The organism is Nocardia mikamii NBRC 108933, from assembly GCF_001613505.1.
GTDB lineage: Bacteria > Actinomycetota > Actinomycetes > Mycobacteriales > Mycobacteriaceae > Nocardia > Nocardia mikamii.
In genome coordinates this window covers 243277-262908 of the sequence record NZ_BDCM01000015.1, presented here as the reverse complement: position 1 = coordinate 262908, position 19632 = coordinate 243277, and the positions used below count along the sequence as shown (strand labels likewise).

Genomic DNA, 19632 nt, shown 5'->3' with positions numbered 1-19632 from the left:
ACCGAATTCGGTACGCGCTTGACGATCGCAGCGGTCAATGCCCCCGATTCGGTGGTGCTGTCCGGTGACGCCGATGCGGTCGACGAGGTACAGCGCATGCTGTCCGAGCGTGGCCGCAAGACATCGCGACTTTCGGTGAGCCATGCGTTCCACTCGGCGCGGCTGGATCCGGTGCTGGACGAGTTCCGCTCGGCCGTAGGCCGAGTCGAGTACCGGGAGCCGCTGCTGCCCATCGTGTCCAACCTGGACGGTGCGATCGGCGAGCGATTCACCGATCCCGACTATTGGGTCGCGCAGATGCGCGGTACTGTGCGGTTCGCCGACGCGATAGCGACGATGCGCGACAGCGGTGTCGGACGATTCATCGAAATCGGACCGGATGCGGTGTTGACGGCGCTGACTCGCCGCTGCCTCGACGAGGACCCGGATCCGAACCGGCTGACTGTCGCCACCGGCCGTCGCAGCGGTTCGGCCCCCATACACCTCGTCACGGCACTGGCGCAGGCCCATATCGCGGGGATCGCGGTGGACTGGCGCGGGCTGCCCGGCTATCGGTCTGCCCGGCGAATTGCATTGCCCACCTACGCCTTCCAGCACGAGAGCTACTGGCTTCCCGTCACGCCCAGCACCGCCGGCCCGCAGCACTCCGGTTTGGACGAGGTCGACCATCCGCTGCTGAGCGCGTCGGTCCGGTTGCCCGGATCCGATGCCGTGATCGGCACCGGCAGCCTGTCCCTGCGCAGCCATTCCTGGTTGGGTGACCACATGATCGGCGGCGCCGTGGTGCTGCCCGGCACCGCCTTCACCGACCTGGCTCTGCACCTCGGGGCACTGGCCGGTACCCCGCGACTCGGCGAGTTGATCGTCACCACGCCCCTGGTGATCCCCGCTGACGCCGCGGTGGACCTGCGGGTCGTCGCCGAGGGACCGGATGCCGCCGGAACGCGTGGCCTCGCGGTGTATTCGCGCCGCGGCGGCGACCCGGACGCCGAGTGGAGCAGGCACGCGACCGGGACACTGACAGCCGGAGGCGCCACGGCGCCGGTGGCCACCGTGGCGCCGGATGCCTGGCCGCCGGCGGACACGCGGCCCGTCGACATCGGCGCGATGTACGCCGAGCTGTCCGCACACGGATACGGTCACGGTCCGCTGTTCCGCGGGCTCACCGCGGTGTGGACCGGTGCCGACGCCGTCTTCGCCGAGGTGAATCTGCCCGAGAACGACCATGTTTCGGCCGACCGCTTCGGCATCCATCCGGCGCTGCTGGACGCGGCGTTGCACGCGATCCGGTTCGTCGACGCCGGTCGCGACCCGGGCGCCGACGAGATCTTCGTTCCCTACTCGTGGGAGGACGTCGAGCTGCACGCGGTGGGCGCCGACGCGGTCCGGGTTCGGGTCGTCCCCGCCGCGGCGGACGCCGGGGCCGACAGCCGGCGAGTCACCGTGCAGCTCACCGATATTCATGATCGTCCCGTGGTGACGGTCGGCGCGCTGACGATGCGTCCGATCCCGATCGACACGCTGCGTGAGACTCGGGCCGGCCGCCCCGGCTATCGCATCGACTGGGTTCGGCTCGCCTCGCCGTCGAGCGCCGGTGCGGCGATGTGGTCGACGGCCGGATCCGTGGAAACGGTGGCCGCCGCCGGGGAAACGGTCGCGGTGCTCGGCCCCGTGGCCGCGCCGGAGACCGAGCGGCCGCCGGTCGCGGTGCTCGCCCGGCTCACCCGATTGGCGGCCGATATTCCTGACCTGCTGTCCCGCTACGACCGGGTCGTCGTCGTCACGGAACGCGCGGCGGCCGTCGAATCCGGATCGCCGGTGGACCTCGTCGCGGCCGCGGCGGCGGGCCTGGTGCGGAGCGCGGCGCACGAATATCCGGGCCGCATCATGGTGGTCGATGTGGCCCGCGGCCAGGATCACCACCCGGCCGTCGCGGCGTCGCTGGCCGTTGCGGGCGAACCGCATCTGGCCTGGCGCGACGGCGCTGTGCACGTCCCGCGCGTGGTGCCCGCGCCCGCCCGGAGCGCAACCGTCGCGGTGCGACCGGACCCCGCGGGCACCGTCCTGATCACCGGCGGCACCGGCGGCTTGGGCGCCCTTGTCGCCCGGCATCTGGTGGTGACGTACGGGATTCGCCGGCTGCTGCTGATCGGTCGCCGCGGTGCGGACACTCCTGGTGTCCGCGAGCTGGTGGGCGACCTGTCGGCGCTCGGAGCGCAGGTGGAGGTCACCGCGTGTGACGTCGGCGACCGGCAGGCGCTGGACGCGGCGCTGGCGACCATCCCGCCCGAACATCCGCTGACCGGTGTGGTCCATGCCGCGGGCGTGCTTGACGACGGATTGCTGGCGGGCATGACTCCGCAGCGCCTGGCGAAGGTGTTGGGCCCCAAGGTGGATGCGGCGTGGCATCTGCACGAGGCGACCGCCGCGATGCCGCTGACGATGTTCGTCCTCTTTTCCTCGTTCGCGGGAACGGTGGGCAGTCCCGGACAGGCGAATTACGCCGCGGCGAATGCGTTCCTGGACGCGCTCGCCGAGCAGCGCCGTCGCGACGGCCTGCCCGCCACCGCACTGGCCTGGGGGACCTGGAGCGCCGACACCGGGATGACCAGTACCCTGACCGCCGCGGATCTGGCGCGACTGCGCCGCGAGGGGATGGTCCCCCTCGATGTGGACTATGCGATGCCGCTGTTCGACACCGCGATCGCCGGGGGTGCGCCCGCCACCTTGGCGGTGCGATTCGATACCGCCGCGCTGGCGGCGCAGGCACGGGCGGGCACGCTCCCCGCGGTACTGAGCGCCCTGGTTCCGGCCGGCCCACGCCGTGCTGCCACCCGCACCCTGGCACAGCAACTGTCGGTGGCGGCGGAAGCGGAACGCGCGGATCTCGTTCTCGCCGCGGTGCGCGAGCACGTCGCCGCCAGTCTCGGGCACGGCTCCGGTGATCGCATCGATCCGCACGCCCCGTTCACCGAACTGGGATTCGACTCCCTCGCCGGCGTGGAATTCCGCAACCGGCTCGCCCGGGCCACCGGGCTCACGCTCCCGTCCACGCTGGTCTTCGACTATCCGACGGCGACCGAATTGGCCGACTACTTGGGGACCCGCATCACGAAAATTATTGCTGCCGAAACGGATTCCGCACCCGATTCCCCGCCGAGACCGGTACCGGGGGCCGACGTCGTGGCGGAAGTCCGTCCCGCGGTGCCTACCGCGACGGGAGTTCGCGGCGGGCTGACCGAGTTGGTCCTCGCGGCCCACCGGCGCGGCCGGGTCGAGGATGCGATACCGATGTTGCTCGCAAGCGCGGCTCTGGTCGACACCGTCGAGACGGCCGACGGCGCTCCGGCCCCGATTCCGTTGCGACGCGGCACCGGCGGGCCCGCACTCGTGTGCATCCCGTCCTTCGTCGTGGGCACCGGACCGCACCAATTCGCCGGGCTGGCCCGCGAACTCGGCACGGACGGCCCGATCACCGCACTGCGGCTGCCGGGCACCGTACCCGGCGAGGCGCTGCCTGCGACCTGGGACGTTCTGATCGATCAGCTGGCCGCGGCCGCCCGCGGCGCCGGTGACGAGGTCGTCCTCCTCGGCTATTCGGCGGGCGGCGCGATCGCGCACGCGGTGGCGCATCGGCTCGAGCAGACCGGGGCGGCGCCCGCGGCGGTCGTCCTGCTCGACACCTATTGCCCGGACGACGGCGAGCAGAATCGGCGCGTCCTGATCAGCGCCGTCGAATCGGTGATCGGCCTGGCCGACGGCGTCACCGAGATCGGCGACCACGGCCTGGTCGCGATGGCGAAGTACGCCGAACTGTTCGACCAGCGCGGCCGGGCGCCGATCACCGCGCCGACCCTCGATCTGCGCGCTACCCGGCAGTTGCCCGGCGTGGATCTCGCCGAGCCGGTCCCGGCTTGGCTGCACACCGGCACCACGGTCGAGATCGACGCCGATCACTTCTCGATCATCGCCACGGCATCGGCCCGCGCCGCCGCAGTGATCCGGCACTGGCTGGCCGAGCTGTGACGGCGGGACGGCGACCGATGACACCACGGCAGACGCCACAGCGGCACAGAGCAACGAACAAGCTGGACAGAGGAATTTCCATGGTCGAACGGGCGAACGACATCGCGATCGTCGGAATGTCGTGCAGGATGCCGGGGGCTCGTGATCTCGACGCCTTCTGGGCGTTGCTCACCGAGGGGCGGGACGCGGTCGGCGTCGCGCCCGCGGACCGGCCGGGAATCGACGAGATCGCCGGATTTCTCGATTCGGCAACGGAATTCGACGCCGAATTCTTCGGCGTGCCGCCGAACGAGGCCCGGGCACTCGACCCGCAGCAGCTGCTCGGACTCGAATTGAGCTGGGAAGCGCTGGAGGACGCCGGATACCCGGATGCCGCCGGCCTGCGGGCCGGTGTCTTCCTGGGCAGTACCGGAACCGACTTCGCCGAACTCGTTGCCGCGCAAGGTAAGCCCGGTGTCGGCCGGCATTCGCTGTGGGCCGTGGGGCGCGGTGTACTCGCCAACCGGATCTCCAACCACTACGGGTTCACCGGACCGAGCCTGGTCGTCGACAGCGGGCAGTCGTCGTCGCTGCTGGCCGTGCACCTGGCCGCCGAGGCGCTGCGCAGCGGTGAATGCGATGTGGCGTTGGCCGGCGGGATCAATCTGATTCTGTCGCCGCTCAGCGGCGAGCGGATCGAGCAGTTCGGCGCGCACTCGCCGACCGGCCGGTGCCGTACCTTCGACGAACGTGCGGACGGCATCGTCCGCGGCGAAGGTGGCGGCCTCATCGTTCTCAAGCCGCTGGCGGCGGCACTGGCCGACGGCGATCGGGTGCACGCGGTCATCCGGGGCAGTTCGGTCAACAACGGAAACGAACGCAAAGTCCTCAGCGCGCCCAGCGCGGACGCGCAGATTTCGGTGATCCGATCGGCCTTGGCCGCCGCCGAGGTGGCACCGGAATCGGTGCAGTACGTCGAATTGCACGGTACCGGTACGCCCGCGGGGGATCCGGTCGAGGCCGCGGCGCTGGGCGACACCTACGGCTCCGGCCGCCCCGTGGGCGGTGTGCTCGCGGTCGGATCGGTCAAAACCAACATCGGTCACCTCGAGGGTGCCGCGGGCATCGCCGGCCTGATCAAGACCGTCTTGTGCCTGCGGCAGCGGGAGCTCGTGCCGAGCCTGCACTTCCGACGGCCGAATCCCCGTATCGCCCTGACGGATCGGGGGCTGGAGGTGGTCACCGAGCGGCGTGGGTGGCCGCAGGCGGCGCTGTGCCGGGCCGCGGTGTCGGCGTTCGGAATGGGCGGCACCAATGTGCACGTCGTCCTCGAGCAGGCGCCGGTGGTGTCGGCCGAGTCGTCCGTGGAGTCGGGCGAACGATCCGGCGGCGCGACCGCGGTCACCGATGCCGGGACCGCGACCGAAGACTCGATCTGGCTGATCTCCGCCCGGACCGAGGCGGCGTTGCGCGCGCAAGCGGCTCGGTTGAGCGACTGGTCGGCGGCACATCCCGACGCCGATCCCGCGGATATCGCCTGGTCGCTGGCGCACACCCGAACCCGGCTGGAATGGCGCGGCGCGGTCGTCGGCGCCGGGGCAGGGGATCTGCGTGCCGGGCTGGACCGGCTCGCCGGCCGTATCGACTGGTCGGGAGGGTCCGCGCTCGACCACGACGGCAGCGAAACCGCCGGTCTCGCAGTGGTTTCGGGCCGAGCGGCTCCGCGCAACGTAGCCTTCGTCTTCCCGGGGCAGGGCAGTCAGTGGCGGGCCATGGCGGCCGGATTGCTCGCCACCGAACCGGTTTTCGCCGCCGCTGTCGCCGAATGCGAGGCCGCCCTGGCCCCGTTCGTCGAGTGGTCGCTGACCGAGGTGCTGCGCGGCGAATCCGACCTGTCGGACTTCGAACGCGTCGATGTGGTGCAGCCGGCGCTGTTCGCCATGATGGTGTCGCTCGCGCGGTTGTGGCGGTCCCGGGGTGTGGAACCCGATGTGGTTGTCGGACATTCACAGGGTGAGGTCGCCGCGGCCGTCGTGGTCGGCGCGCTGTCGCTGTCGGACGGCGCGCGCGTGATCGCCTTGCGCTCGCGGGCCGGCGCGGAGCTGCTCGGCGACCGCGGCGGGATGGCCGCGGTCGGACTGCACCCGGACGCGGTGCGGGACATGCTGCTGCCGTTCGGTGATCGGCTGTCGCTGGCCGCGATCAACGGTCCCACCCAGACCGTCGTCTCCGGCGAGATCGAAGCGGTCCAGGAGTTCGTCGGCCGGTGTGCCGACCGAGGCGTCTGGGCCCGGATCGTGCCCGCCGCGTGGGCCGGCCATTCGAAACTCACCGAGGTGGTGCGGGAGCGGCTGCTCGCCGAACTGGCGTCGATCCGGCCCCGGCGCAGCTCGATTCCGTTCTTCTCCACGGTGATCGCCGACTACCTCGACACCTCGACCCTGGACGCCGAGTACTGGTACCGGTCGTTGCGTGAGCCGGTCCGCTTCGCCGAGTCGGTCGAGGCGCTGATGCGGTCGGGCACGACGGGTTTCATCGAGATGAGCCCGCATCCGGTGGTCGCGATGGCGATGGGGCTGACCGCCGAATCGATCGGTTTCGCCGATCGGGTCGCCATCCTCACCACCCTGGAACGCGGGCACGGCGAGGCCCGGCATTTCCGCGCCGCGGTGGCCCGGGCCGTCTGTGCCGGAATCGAGGTGCCGGCCGGCGTCCTGGGCGGGACCGGCGGGCGGATCGATCTACCCACCTATGCCTTCGACCGCCGGCGGTGGTGGTCTCCCGACGCGGCGAGCGTCGCGGCCGCCGGCGATGTGAGCCGGGCCGGCCTGATCCGTTCGGATCATCCGATCCTGGCCGCCGCGGTATCGGTGGCCGGGCGGGACGAATGGTTGTTCACCGGACGTCTCACCCGGGCCGCCCATCCCTGGCTCGCCGAATTCTCGGCATCGGGCAGCGGCGTGTTGTCTCCGGCCGTCCTGCTGGAACTGGCTCTGGCCACTGCCGGGAGAGTGGGCGCCGGCGCCGTCGCCGAACTGCGACTCGAGACCCCGTTGCCCGAGGTGGCGGAGACGGTGGACGTCCAGGTGCTCGTCTCCGCACCCGACGACGATGGTCTGCGCCGGTTCACCGTGTCCGCCGCGACGGTGGCCGACGCCGAAAGCGTCGGTCCCTGGGTGCCTTTCGCGACGGGCGCGCTGGCGCCGGAGGACGGTGCGCAGCCGCAGCCGGTCGACGGTGACTGGCCACCCGCGGCGGCCGAAGAGCTGGCGGTGAGCGATCTCTACGATCGTCTCGCCGCACGCGGACTCGGGTACGGCCCGATCTGGCAGGGCGTCACGGCGGCCTGGCAGCGTGGGCACGAGGTGTACGCCGAGGTGTCCCTCGAATCGTCGCCCGCCGAGGAGATCGCGCCGTTCGGGATTCATCCCGCCCTGGCCGATGCGCTGCTGCATCCCGCGATCGATCGGCTGGCCGAGGGCGCGGCCAGCGCCGCCGAGCAGTCGCTCGTCCTGCCGGTGGCCTACACCGATATCCGCCTGCATCGGGCGGCGGCCGCGGTGCGGGTCCGCGTCGAGCGAACCGACACTGCCACCGTTCGGGTGTCGGCCTTCGACGAGGCGGGCCTCCCGGTCCTGACCATCCGGTCGGTATCGCTGCGGCCGGTCGAGATCGCCGGAGCACCGGCCGCCGCGGTCGCTCCCACGCCGCGCCGCCGGAGCGTTTCCGCCGGGTCGCTGGCGGCCAGGGTCCTGGCCGCGCCGGACGCGGAACGGGATGTGCTGGTCCTCGCGATGGTGCGTGACCATGCCGCCGGAGTGGTCGGGCACGATTCGGTCGACGCCATCGATCCGGATCAGCCGTTCACCGATTTCGGTTTCGATTCGCTGAGCGGACAACAACTTCGGAACCGGCTGGTCCGAGCGGCCGGTGTCGACCTACCGACCACGCTGGTATTCGATCACCCGACGCCGCGCGCGGTGATGCGGCTGATCCGGTCGCGGCTGGAGGGGACCGCCCCGACCGCCGTGCGGTCCGCGCGTCGCAGCCGGTCGGACGAACCGATCGCGATCGTCGGTATCGGCTGTCGCTTCCCCGGTGCGGTCGGATCGGCGCAACAGCTGTGGGATCTCGTTGCCGAAGGGCGCGACGCCATTTCCGGCTTCCCGACCGATCGCGGCTGGGACCTCGAGCGACTCTTCGATCCGGACCCCGACAAGCCGGGCACGGTCTACAGCCGCGAAGGCGGCTTCCTCACCGGTGCGGCGGATTTCGACGCGGCCTTCTTCGGCATCGGGCCGCGCGAGGCCGCGGCGATGGATCCGCAGCAGCGGTTGATGCTCGAAGTCGCCTGGGAGGCGCTCGAGGATGCCGGTATCGATCCGGCCTTGCTGCGTGGCACCGACACCGGTGTGTTCGTCGGCGCCAGCGGCTCCGGATATTCCCGCGCGGTGGCCGGCGAATACGAAGGTTTCCGGCTGACCGGGACGTCGCAGAGCGTGATCTCCGGCCGGGTCGCCTATCTGCTCGGCCTCGAAGGGCCCGCGGTCACCGTGGACACCGCCTGCTCGTCTTCGCTGGTGGCCTTGCATCTGGCCTGCCAAGCGCTGCGGCGCGGAGAGGCGTCGCTGGTCTTGGCCGGTGGTGTGAGCATCGCCGTGAGTCCGGCGTTGTTCGTCGACTTCGCCCGGCAGCGCGGACTGGCGGCGGACGGCCGGTGCAAACCGTTCTCCGCCGCCGCCGACGGTGTCACCTGGGCCGAGGGCGTCGGTGTGCTGGCCGTGCAGCGGCTGTCGGACGCGCAGCGCGCCGGGCATCGAGTCCTGGCGGTGATCCGCGGCAGCGCGATCAATCAGGACGGCGCATCGAACGGGTTGACCGCACCGAACGGCCCCTCGCAGCAGCGGGTGATCGCCGCCGCACTCGCGGACGCGGGCCTGCGGCCGGTGGATATCGATGCGGTCGAGGCACACGGCACCGGTACCGCACTGGGCGATCCGATCGAGGCGCAGGCGCTGATCAACGCCTACGGGCAGGATCGGGCGCAGCCGTTGCGGATCGGATCGATCAAGTCGAATATCGGCCACGCCGTCGCCGCGGCGGGGGTCGGTGGCGTCATCAAGATGGTGCAGGCGCTGCGACACGAGATGTTGCCCAAGTCACTGCACATCGACGCGCCCAGCCCGCATGTGGATTGGTCGGCGGGCGCGGTCGAGTTGCTGACCGAGCCGATGGCGTGGCCGGCGGGTGACCGGCCGCGGCGCGCGGCCGTGTCCTCGTTCGGCATCAGCGGCACCAACGCGCACCTGATTCTCGAGGAGGCGCCGGCCCCGGCGGACCGCGTGACCACCGACGAGTCGGTGGCGCCGGACGCTGCCCCCGATCTCGTGCCGCTGATGGTGTCGGCGAAATCGGCCGAAGCGCTTCGCGCCCAGGCGAATCGGTTGCGGCAGTGGTTGTCCGACCGGCCCGAAGTGCATCTGCCGAGCGTCGCGCACTCGCTGTATGCGACCCGGTCGCAGCTTCCGCACCGCGCCGTCGTCCTCGGGACCCGCCGCGACGACCTCCTGACCGCGTTGGCCGAGGTCGCCGCCGCGGGCGAGGGGCCGGCGATCGTCTCCGGCCGGGTGCATGCGGGCACGACCGCCTTCCTGTTCACCGGACAGGGCGCGCAGCGAGCCGGAATGGGCGCCGAACTCGCCCGGACGTTCCCGGCCTTTGCCGCCGCCCTCGACCGGGTGTGCGCGGAATTCGATGCGCTGCTGGGTTTTTCGCTGCGCACCGTGATGTTCGACGATCCCGGCGGGGTCCTGGATCGTACCGAATTCACCCAGCCGGCCTTGTTCGCGTTCGAAGTGGCGCTGTACCGCCTGGTCGAATCCTTCGGTGTCACACCGGATGTGCTGATCGGGCATTCGATCGGCGAACTCGCCGCGGCGCATGTGGCCGGGGTGTGGTCGCTCTCGGATGCCTGCGCCCTGGTCGCGGCCCGCGGCCGGCTGATGGGGGCGCTCCCGCCGGGCGGGGCGATGCTCGCGGTGGCCGTCGATGCGGTGCGCGCGCGGACGCTGCTCGAGGGCGTCGGCGATCGGGTGTCGCTCGCCGCCCTGAACGATCCGTCGTCCACGGTGCTGTCCGGTGATACCGAGGCCATCGCCGAGGTCGAACGGCGATCGGCCGCCGACGGGGTGAAGACCACCCGGCTCCGGGTCAGCCATGCGTTCCATTCCGCTCGGATGGATCCGATGCTCGACGAATTCCGTTCCGTCGCAGCCGGGATCGACTATCACCCGCCACGGATTCCCCTGATCGCCACGGGGACGGGCGAGTCCGCCGCGGACGTGACCGAGCCGGAGTACTGGGTCGAGCAGGTGCGTAGCACCGTCCGATTCGCCCCGGGTATCGAAGCAGCCGCCGCGTCGGGAGTGCGGAACTTCCTCGAGATCGGACCGGACGCCGTGCTGGCGGCGCTGACCCGCCGGTGCCTGTCGGCGGACCTGGAAGCCGGGTGCACGGTGGCCGCGGCCGCCCGCCGGGCCACCGACGAGGTCACGCAGGTGGTCACGGCGCTGGCGCAGCTGCACACCGCCGGAGTGGGCGTGCACTGGCAGCCGCTGATCGCCGGGCGGGCGCCGCAGCGAATTCCGTTGCCCACCTATGCATTCCAACATCGTCGTTTCTGGTTGCAGCCCCGTGCGGCCGACGCCGCCACCGACCATCCGATTCTGACCGGGGTGCTGCCGCTGGCCGGCTCCGACGAATGGTTGTTCACCGGACGCTTCTCGCTGCGCACCCACCCATGGATCGCCGATCACATGACCTACGGCGTCGTGGTGGTCCCCAGCGCGACCCTCGTCGAATTCCTGCTGGTGGCCGGCGAACGCATCGGTTGCGGCGTGGTCGAGGAACTCACCCTGCAGGCCCCGATCCTGCCGACCGCCACCGCCGATATCGAACTCCAGGTGCTGGTGCGCGCCGCGGACCCGAGCGGGCTGCGGCAATTCGAGTTCTACTTCCGGTCCGGCGCGGACGGCGAGTGGGTGCACAACGCCACCGGCGCACTGGCCGAGCGGTGGGACGGCGATTCCGGCCTGCTGACGCAGCTGCGTGCGGAAACCTGGCCGCCGGTCGATGCCGAGCCCATCGACCCCGCCTGGATACCCGCACAGATCGCGAAGGGGTCGGGGCTGGAGTACGGGCCGGCCTTCCTCGGCGTGCGGGCGGCATGGCATCGTGACGGGACGGTGTTCTCCGAGATCGCGCTCGACACCGACGCGGCCACCGAGGTGCGGCGCCACGACCTGCATCCGGCCCTGCTCGATCTGGTGATGCACAGCGGGCTGGCCCAATTGGCATGGCGGGAACTGGATGTCGATCCCGACGCCGGTCGGCTGCTGTTCCGGTGGGGCGGGGCCCGGTTGCACAAGAGCCCCGGCGAATGGCCGGCCGAAGTGACCTCGCTGCGAGTGATCGCCATCGCCACCGGTGCGGAAACGGTGTCGGTGGCGACCGTGGATCCCGACGGCAATCCCATCGTGTCGGTCGACGCCGTGGTGATGCGTCCCTACGACGTCAAGGAGTTCCGCCGCACGCTGGTCCGGGACCAGGCCGCGCTGTACCGGCTCGGCTGGGTCGACGCCACCGCCCGCGCCGATATCGGCGCCCCGGCCCTGGCGCTGCTCGGCGACACCATCATCGCGGGCATCGGCGCCCAGGGATCGTCGCCGGCCGAGCTGTCGGCCGGACCGCGGCCGGATGTGGTGGTGTGGCGCGCCGATGCTCCGGGCGCCGCGGCGACGGACGAGCCCGCCGCGGTGGGCGAGCGGGTGCGGCACACCCTCGCGACGCTCACCGCCTGGTTGGCCGAACCGGCACTGGCGGATTCGACGCTGGTCGTGGTCGTCACGGGCGGTTCGGGCCGTGACGGGGAGGCAGTGGCTCCGGTGGCCGCGGCGGTCGCGGGACTCGTCCGCAGTGCGCAGAGCGAACACCCGGGCCGTTTCGTCCTCGTGGACCAGGACCCGGCTCGTCCTCTGGATCGGGAGCGACTCGACGCCGCGTTGCGCAGCGGTGAACCGCAGGTCGCCGTCCGCGACTCCGCGGTACTGGTGCCGAGACTGATGCGTATGGACATCGAATCGGCCACGCCCACACCGTCTTTCGACGCGGAGACGGTGCTGGTGACCGGCGGCACCGGGGGACTCGGCGCGCTGGTAGCGCGTCATCTGGTGGAGGTCCACGGCGCGCGCCGGCTGGTGCTGACGTCGCGTCGCGGAGCCACCGCGCCCGGTGCGGCGGAACTCGCCGCCGACCTCGAGCGGGCCGGGGCGCAGGTGCGCGTCGTCGCCTGCGATGTGGCGGATGCGGCCGCCGTGCGCGACGTCGTCGCCGAGCTGGGCACCGGTCCGATCGCGATCGTGCACGCCGCCGGCGTCCTCGACGACGGCACGGTGCAGAATCTCACCGCCGAGCAGGTCGATCGGGTGCTGGCGCCGAAGGTGCGTGGCGCCTGGAACCTGCACGAGGCGACGCGGGATCGCGCGGTCTCGGCATTCGTGGTGTTCTCGTCGGTCGCGGCCCTGCTCGGCTCGTCCGGTCAGGGCAACTACGCCGCCGGCAACGGTTATCTGGACGCCCTGATGGTTCGCCGGCGGGCGGCTGGGCTGCCCGGTATCGCGTTGGCGTGGGGGCCGTGGGATCAGGGCAGCGGTATGACCGGCGGTCTGAACCAGGCAGCGCTGGCCCGCTGGGACCGGATGGGGCTGGGGCAGCTCGGTGGCGAGGAGGGACTGCGGCTGTTCGACGCGGCGCTGGCCGCCGGACATCCGGCGGTGGCACCGCTGCGATTCGACCCGACCGCACTGCGCCGCGAATCGAGTGACGCCGCGGTGCCGGCGGTGCTGCGCGGCTTCCTCCCGCGCACGCCGGTCGCCACGGAACGTCGGCAGGCGTCGGCGGCGGGTGCGCTGAGCGCGCGGCTGGCCGAGGTGCCCCCGGCGCGCCACGGGGAGGTCGTCCTGGATGTCGTTCTCGCCCAGGCGGCCGCGGTCCTCGGCCACGATTCACCCGATGACATCCGCCCCGACCAGCGCTTCGACGAGATCGGCTTCGATTCGCTGGGCGGTGTGGAATTCCGCAATCGGCTGGCCGAGGCCACCGGTCTGCAGCTGCCCTCCACCCTGGTTTTCGATCACCCGACGGTCGCGGCGGTGGCGGCGCTGATTCGCTCGCGGGTCGCTCCGGCGCCCGCGACCGCACCCGCGAATCAGGTGGTCCGGCGGAAGCGGACGGACGAGCCGATCGCGATCGTCGGCATGAGCTGCCGGCTCCCCGGCGCCGCCTCGCCCGAGGAGTTGTGGCGGCTGCTCGCCGCGGGAACCGATGCGACCGGCGATTTCCCCTCCGATCGCGGGTGGGATCTGGAACGGCTGATCGACCCGGATCCGGACAAGCCCGGCACCGTGTACACCTGTCGCGGTGGATTCCTCACCGGCGCAGCGGAATTCGACGCTGGATTCTTCGGTATCGGACCGAGTGAGGCGGCGGCGATGGATCCCCAGCAGCGGTTGCTGCTCGAAGCCGTCTGGGAGGCGTTCGAGGATGCGGGTATCGATCCGAACTCGCTGCGCGGCACCGATACCGGTGTGTTCGCCGGAGCCTGCTATTCCGGCTATTTCGACCGAGTGACCGGGGAGCTGGAGGGCTATCGCCTCACCGGTACCACGCACAGCGTGATCTCCGGGCGAGTCTCCTACGTCTTCGGTCTCGAGGGTCCGGCGGTCACGGTGGACACCGCGTGCTCGTCGTCGCTGGTCGCCCTGCATCAGGCGTGCCGCGCGCTGCGACAGGGCGAGACCTCCCTGGCGCTGGCCACTGGCGTCACCGTGGCGGCCAGTCCGTATCTCTACGTCGATTTCGCTCGCCAGCGCGGGCTCTCGCCCGACGGCCGCTGCAAATCCTTCGCCGCCACCGCCGACGGTGTCGCCTTCTCCGAGGGCGTGGGGGTGCTGGTGCTCGAGCGCTTGTCCGATGCGCGGAGGCTCGGCCACCGGGTGCTCGCGGTGGTCCGCGGTACGGCGGTGAATCAGGACGGTGCGTCGAACGGTCTGACCGCCCCCAACGGTCCGTCCCAGGAGCGGGTGATCGCGGCGGCGTTGGCGGATGCGGGCCTGACGCCGAGCGATGTGGACGCTGTCGAGGCACACGGCACCGGGACCGCCCTGGGCGATCCGATCGAGGCGCAGGCGTTGATCAACGCCTACGGCGCCGATCGCTCCCAGCCGCTGCGCATCGGATCGATCAAATCGAATATCGGGCACACCGTGGCGGCCGCGGGTGTCGCGGGTGTGATCAAGATGGTGCAGGCGCTTCGGCACGAGACATTGCCGAAGTCGCTGCACCTCGATTCGCCGACGCCGCATGTGGACTGGTCGGCCGGAACGGTGGAACTGCTGTCGCAGGCGCAGCCCTGGCCGTCCGGCGGACGGGTGCGCCGGGCCGGGGTGTCCTCGTTCGGGGTCAGCGGCACCAACGCGCACGCGGTCATCGAGGAGGCGCCGGCGGAGGTCGCCGCGCCGGCGGCGGCCGCGGTCCGGCCCGAGCCGTTGGCCTGGCTGCTCTCGGCGAATTCGCCGGCGGGCCTGCGGGCTCAGGCGGAGCGGTTGCGGCAGTGGGTGCGCGACGACCCGGACCTCGATGTCCGCGATCTCGCGCACGCCCTCGTCGCGACGCGTGCTCGCCTCGATCGGCGCGCGGCGGTGGTCGGATACGGCCGCGACGACTTGCTGACCGGTCTGGCCGATGTGGCCGCCGGGGCGCCGGGCGCGCTGGAGGGCAGTGTCGGGACCGGGAAGACCGCCTTCCTGTTCACCGGCCAGGGAGCGCAGCGGTCGGGCATGGGCGCCCGGATGTACCGCGAGTTCCCGGTGTTCGCAACGGCTTTCGACGAGGTGTGCGAGCACATCGATGAACTGCTCGGGCGCCCGCTGCGCGAGGTGATGGTCGAACCGGGTCACGCCGAGCTGCTCGATCGGACCGAATACACCCAGCCCGCACTGTTCGCCTTCGAGGTGGCCACCTACCGGTTGCTGGAGTCGTTCGGCCTCACCCCGGACGTGCTGATCGGCCATTCGATCGGAGAGCTGGCGGCCGCCCATGTCGCCGGTGTGTGGAGTCTGGCCGACGCGTGTGCCCTGGTGGTGGCGCGGGGCCGGTTGATGGGCGCGCTGCCGCCGGGCGGCGCGATGCTCGCGGCGGCGATCGACGAGGAGGGGGCGCAGGCGGCGCTGGCCGGATATGCCGGGCGGGTATCGCTGGCGGCGGTGAACGGCCCGGCGTCGGTGGTGATGTCCGGCGCGGCGACGGCGATCGACGAACTCACCGAGGAATTCACCCGGCGCGGTGTGCGGATCTCGCGGCTGCGGGTCTCCCATGCCTTCCATTCCGCACTGATGGAACCGATGCTGGACGAATTCCGCACGGTGGCAGCGGGATTGAGCTACCACGAGCCGCGGGTGCCGATGGTGGCCGGGGTGACGGGTAGGCAGGCGGGAGCGGAGATACTCGACCCCGAATACTGGGTCGATCAGGTGCGCGCCTGTGTCCGGTTCGCCCCCGGTATCGCCACCGCGGTCGATCTGGGCGCGCGGCGGTTCGTCGAACTCGGTCCCGATGCCGCACTCACCGCGATGGTGCGGGAATGCCTGGCCGAGACGCCGGTGGAGGCCCGGGTGACCACGGTGGCCACGGCCCGGCGCGGTACTGCGGAGCCGACCCAGTTCCTCTCCGCCCTGGCCGGGCTGGACGTGGTGGGTACGTCCGTGGACTGGCCGGCACTGTTCGCCGAGCGCCCCGTGCGCCGGGTTGCGTTGCCCACCTATGGGTTCCGGCACCAGCGATACTGGCTGCAGCCGAGCGTGCCCGCTGATGTCCGGCGTTCCGGACTCGACGAGGCCGCCCATCCCCTGCTCGGTGCGACGGTCCGGATTCCGGACTCGTCGGATGTAGTGTTCACGGGCCGGCTGTCGCGGGAGGATCAGCAGTGGCTGGCCGATCACACCGTCGGCGGTGTGACGCTGCTCCCCGGTGCGGCGTTCGTGGATCTGATCGGCCATATCGGCGCATCGCTGGACTGCCCGCGGCTGGCCGAGTTGGTGCTCGAGGCTCCGTTGTCCGTTCCGGCGACCGGCGGCGTCGAATTGCGTGTGGTGGCCACCGGTCCCGACGAGGGCGGGGCACGAACGATATCGGTCTATTCCCGCGATCCTGCTTCCGGCTCCGATGCGGCGCAGGGAGATTCGCGCCCGACCGAGTGGGTCCGGCATGCGGTGGCAACCGTCGCGGAACTCGGGAAACCGCATCCGGCTCCGGCAACGGGTGTGGACGTAACGTGGCCGCCCGTGGATGCGGTCGCGGTGCCGCTGACCGATGCCTATGCGGAACTGAGTGTCCAGGGCTACGACTACGGCCCGGCCTTCCAGGGGCTGACCGCCCTGTGGCGGCGTGACGGTGAGGTGTTCGCCGAACTCGCGCTCCCGTCGGCCGGGCGGGTGGTGGGCGCGCGGTTCGGGGTGCATCCGGTCCTGCTGGACGCCGCACTGCACGCGCTCCTGGTGGCCGGGCAGGCGCCGGGCAGCGGATCCGGTCTGGTGGTGCCGTTCTCGTGGGAGGACGTGGTATTCCACGCCGTCGCCGGGGAGACGGTCCGGGTACGTGCTGCGGTGTCGGATGCGGCGCCCGATCGAATCGCGCTGTCGCTCATGGCCTCCGACGGCACGCCGGTGCTCGAGGTGGGTGCTCTCACGCTGCGTGTCCTCACCGCGACCGCGAGCCGCGCCGGCGGCCTCGGGTATGCGGTGGACTGGGTGGCGATCGATCCGCAGCCGGTGCCCGACGTGATCTGGTCGCCGGCCGAGAGCCACGAAACCGTGACCGTCGGCAGCCGTCGCGCGGTCGTCGTCCGGATCGACACCCGGCCCGGCGCCGACGTCCCGGCGTCGGCCCGAGACGTGCTCACGGCGACGACCACCCGGTTGCAGGAATTGTTGGCGCAGGACCGTGACCTCGTCGTGGTGACCTCCCGGGCGGTGGCGATCCATGCCGGTGAATCGGTGGATCCGGCCGCGGCCTCCGTCTGGGGCCTGGTGCGCACCGCGCAGAGCGAGTATCCGGACCGGGTGCGCATCGTCGACGTCGAATTCCAGGACGGCTATCGCGATGCCGCGGTCAGCGCGCTGGCGGGTGACGAACCGCAGCTCGCGCTGCGGGGTTCCGCCGCGTTCGTCCCGAGACTGCGCAGCGAGGCCCACTCCGAGCACGGTCCGCTGGCCGGTACGGACCTGCTGAGCACGACCGCACCGCACCAGGAGTGGGCGCTGACCCTGAACGACAAGGGCACGCTCACCGCCGACAATTTCGGTCTGCGCCCGGATCCGGCGAGTGCCGCGCCGCTCGCGCCGGGCCAGGTCCGGGTCCGGATGCGGGCGGTCGGACTCAACTTTCGGGATGTGCTCGTCGCGCTCGGAACCTATCCCGATCCCACCGCCGGCCTCGGCGGCGAGGGTGCCGGAGTGGTGACCGAGGTGGCTGCGGACGTGACCGAATTCGCCGTCGGCGACCGGGTTTTCGGCTTCGTCACCGGGGTCGGTTCGCTGGCGGTCACCGATCACCGGCTGCTGGCGCCGATGCCGGCGGAGTGGACGTTCGCGCAGGCCGCCGCGGTGCCGGTGGTGTATGCGACGGCCTATTACGGCCTGGTCGATCTCGCCGGAGCGCGGGCGGGGCAGACTCTGCTCCTGCATGCCGCGACCGGCGGTGTCGGCATGGCGGCCGTCCAGCTCGCGCGGCACCTGGGGCTGCGCCTGCTGGTGACCGCGAGCCGGGCGAAATGGAATGTGCTGCGCGACATGGCTTTCGACGATGCGCAGATCGCCGACTCCCGCACCCTCGAGTTCGAGGAGAAGTTCCGCGTGCAGACCGGCGGAGCCGGCGTGGACATCGTGCTCGACTCGCTGGCCGGCGAATTCGTCGACGCCTCACTGCGTTTGCTGCCGCGTGGCGGACGATTCGTGGAGATGGGCATGATCGATCGCCGCGATCCGGACGAGGTCGCGGCCGCGCATCCGGGCGTGCACTACCACGGTTTCATGCTGATGGACGTGGCCCCCGACCGACTCCAGCAGATCCTGCGGAGCCTGGTGGAGCTCTTCGCGGCGGGAACGCTGACGCATTCCCCGCTCACCGCGTGGGATTTGCAGCGGGCGCCGGAGGCGTTCCGTCACCTCAGCCAGGCCCGGCACGTCGGCAAGAACGTGCTGACCCTGCCGGCGCCGTGGAATCCGGAGGGCACCGTGCTGATCACCGGCGGCACCGGTGGTCTGGGCGTGGTGGCCGCACGGCACCTGGTCGCCACCTACGGGGTGCGCCGGCTGCTGCTCGCGAGCCGGCGCGGTCCGGCGGCGCCGGATGCCGATCGGGTGCGCGCGGAACTGACCGCGCTCGGCGCCACGGTCGACATCGTGGCCTGCGATGCGGCCGACCCGGACGCGGTGCGCGCGCTGCTGGCCGCGATTCCGGCGCAGCATCCGCTCACGGCGGTCGTGCACACGGCCGGTGTGCTGTCCGACGGTGTGCTGAGCGCGCTGACCCCGGAACGGCTCGCCACCGTCCTGCGCCCGAAGGTCGACGCCGCCTGGAATCTGCACGAGGCGACCAGCCGGCTGGATCTGGCCGCCTTCGTGCTCTACTCCTCGATCGCCGGCGTGATCGGCAGCGCGGGGCAGGCCAATTACGCTGCGGCCAACGTGTTTTCCGATGCCCTGGCCCAGTACCGGCAGGTACGGGGCCTGCCCGCCACATCGCTGGCGTGGGGGCCGTGGCGGGACAGCACCGGGATGACGGAGGCGTTGAGCGCGGCGGACCTGGCCAGGTGGCAGCGCGAGGGTTTCGTGCCGCTGGCGGCGGCCGAGGCGATGGCGATGTTCGATGCGGCGCTGGTCACCGGCCGCGCACAGGTCGTGGCGGCCCGCATCGACCGCAACGCCCTCGCCGCGGTCGACGAGCGCCGGCTGCGGCCCGTGCTGCGGGGACTGTCGGGTCCGGCGCGTCCGCGCGGCGGGCAGGGGACGGCCACCCCGAATGTGATGGCACGGTTGGCCGGACTCACGCCCGCGGAACAGATCGATGTCATCGTCGAGGTGATTCGGGAACAGGCCGCGGCGGTGCTGGGTCTCGACACCGCCGACGAGGTCGAGCCACAGCGGCCGTTCAGCCGCACCGGATTCGATTCGCTGGGCGTGATGGAGTTCCGGAACAGGCTGAAAACCGCGGTGGGCGTGCAGGTTCCGGCGACCGCGATGTTCGACCATCCGACCCCGGTCGCATTGGCCGACTACCTGCGCAGCCAGCTCGCGCCCGTCGACCGGACCGGCGAACGCCTCACCGCGGAGGTGGAGGCACTGGCCCGGGCCTGTGCGGCCGCCGAACTGGATGCGGATCAGCGCGCGGCGCTCGCCGAGCGGCTGCGGGTGCTGAGCCGAGAGCTCGACGACGGCGGGGCCGACGCCGACGACCCGCTCGACGCCGCGGACGACCGCGAGCTCTTCGACTTCATCGACAACCTCAGCTGAC

The 19632-nt window shown here is 71.5% G+C and carries 2 protein-coding genes; both read left to right on the top strand.

Annotation, left to right across the window (positions count from 1 at the left end):
• The first annotated feature begins 18 nt into the window (after positions 1-18).
• Entirely contained in the window at positions 19-4026 is a 4008-nt protein-coding gene (locus NMI01S_RS25820; protein ID WP_245717022.1) for an SDR family NAD(P)-dependent oxidoreductase, read from the top strand.
• Positions 4027-4106: 80 nt separating this feature from the next.
• A complete protein-coding gene (locus NMI01S_RS25815; protein WP_063001289.1) occupies positions 4107-19631 on the top strand; it encodes a type I polyketide synthase in 15525 nt (5174 codons plus the stop codon).
• Position 19632 lies beyond the last annotated feature (1 nt).

Excerpts from the sequence above, each read along its gene's own strand:
- NMI01S_RS25815 (WP_063001289.1), top strand. The coding sequence starts at position 4,107 with ATGGTCGAACGGGCGAACGACATCGCGATCGTCGGAATGTCGTGCAGG.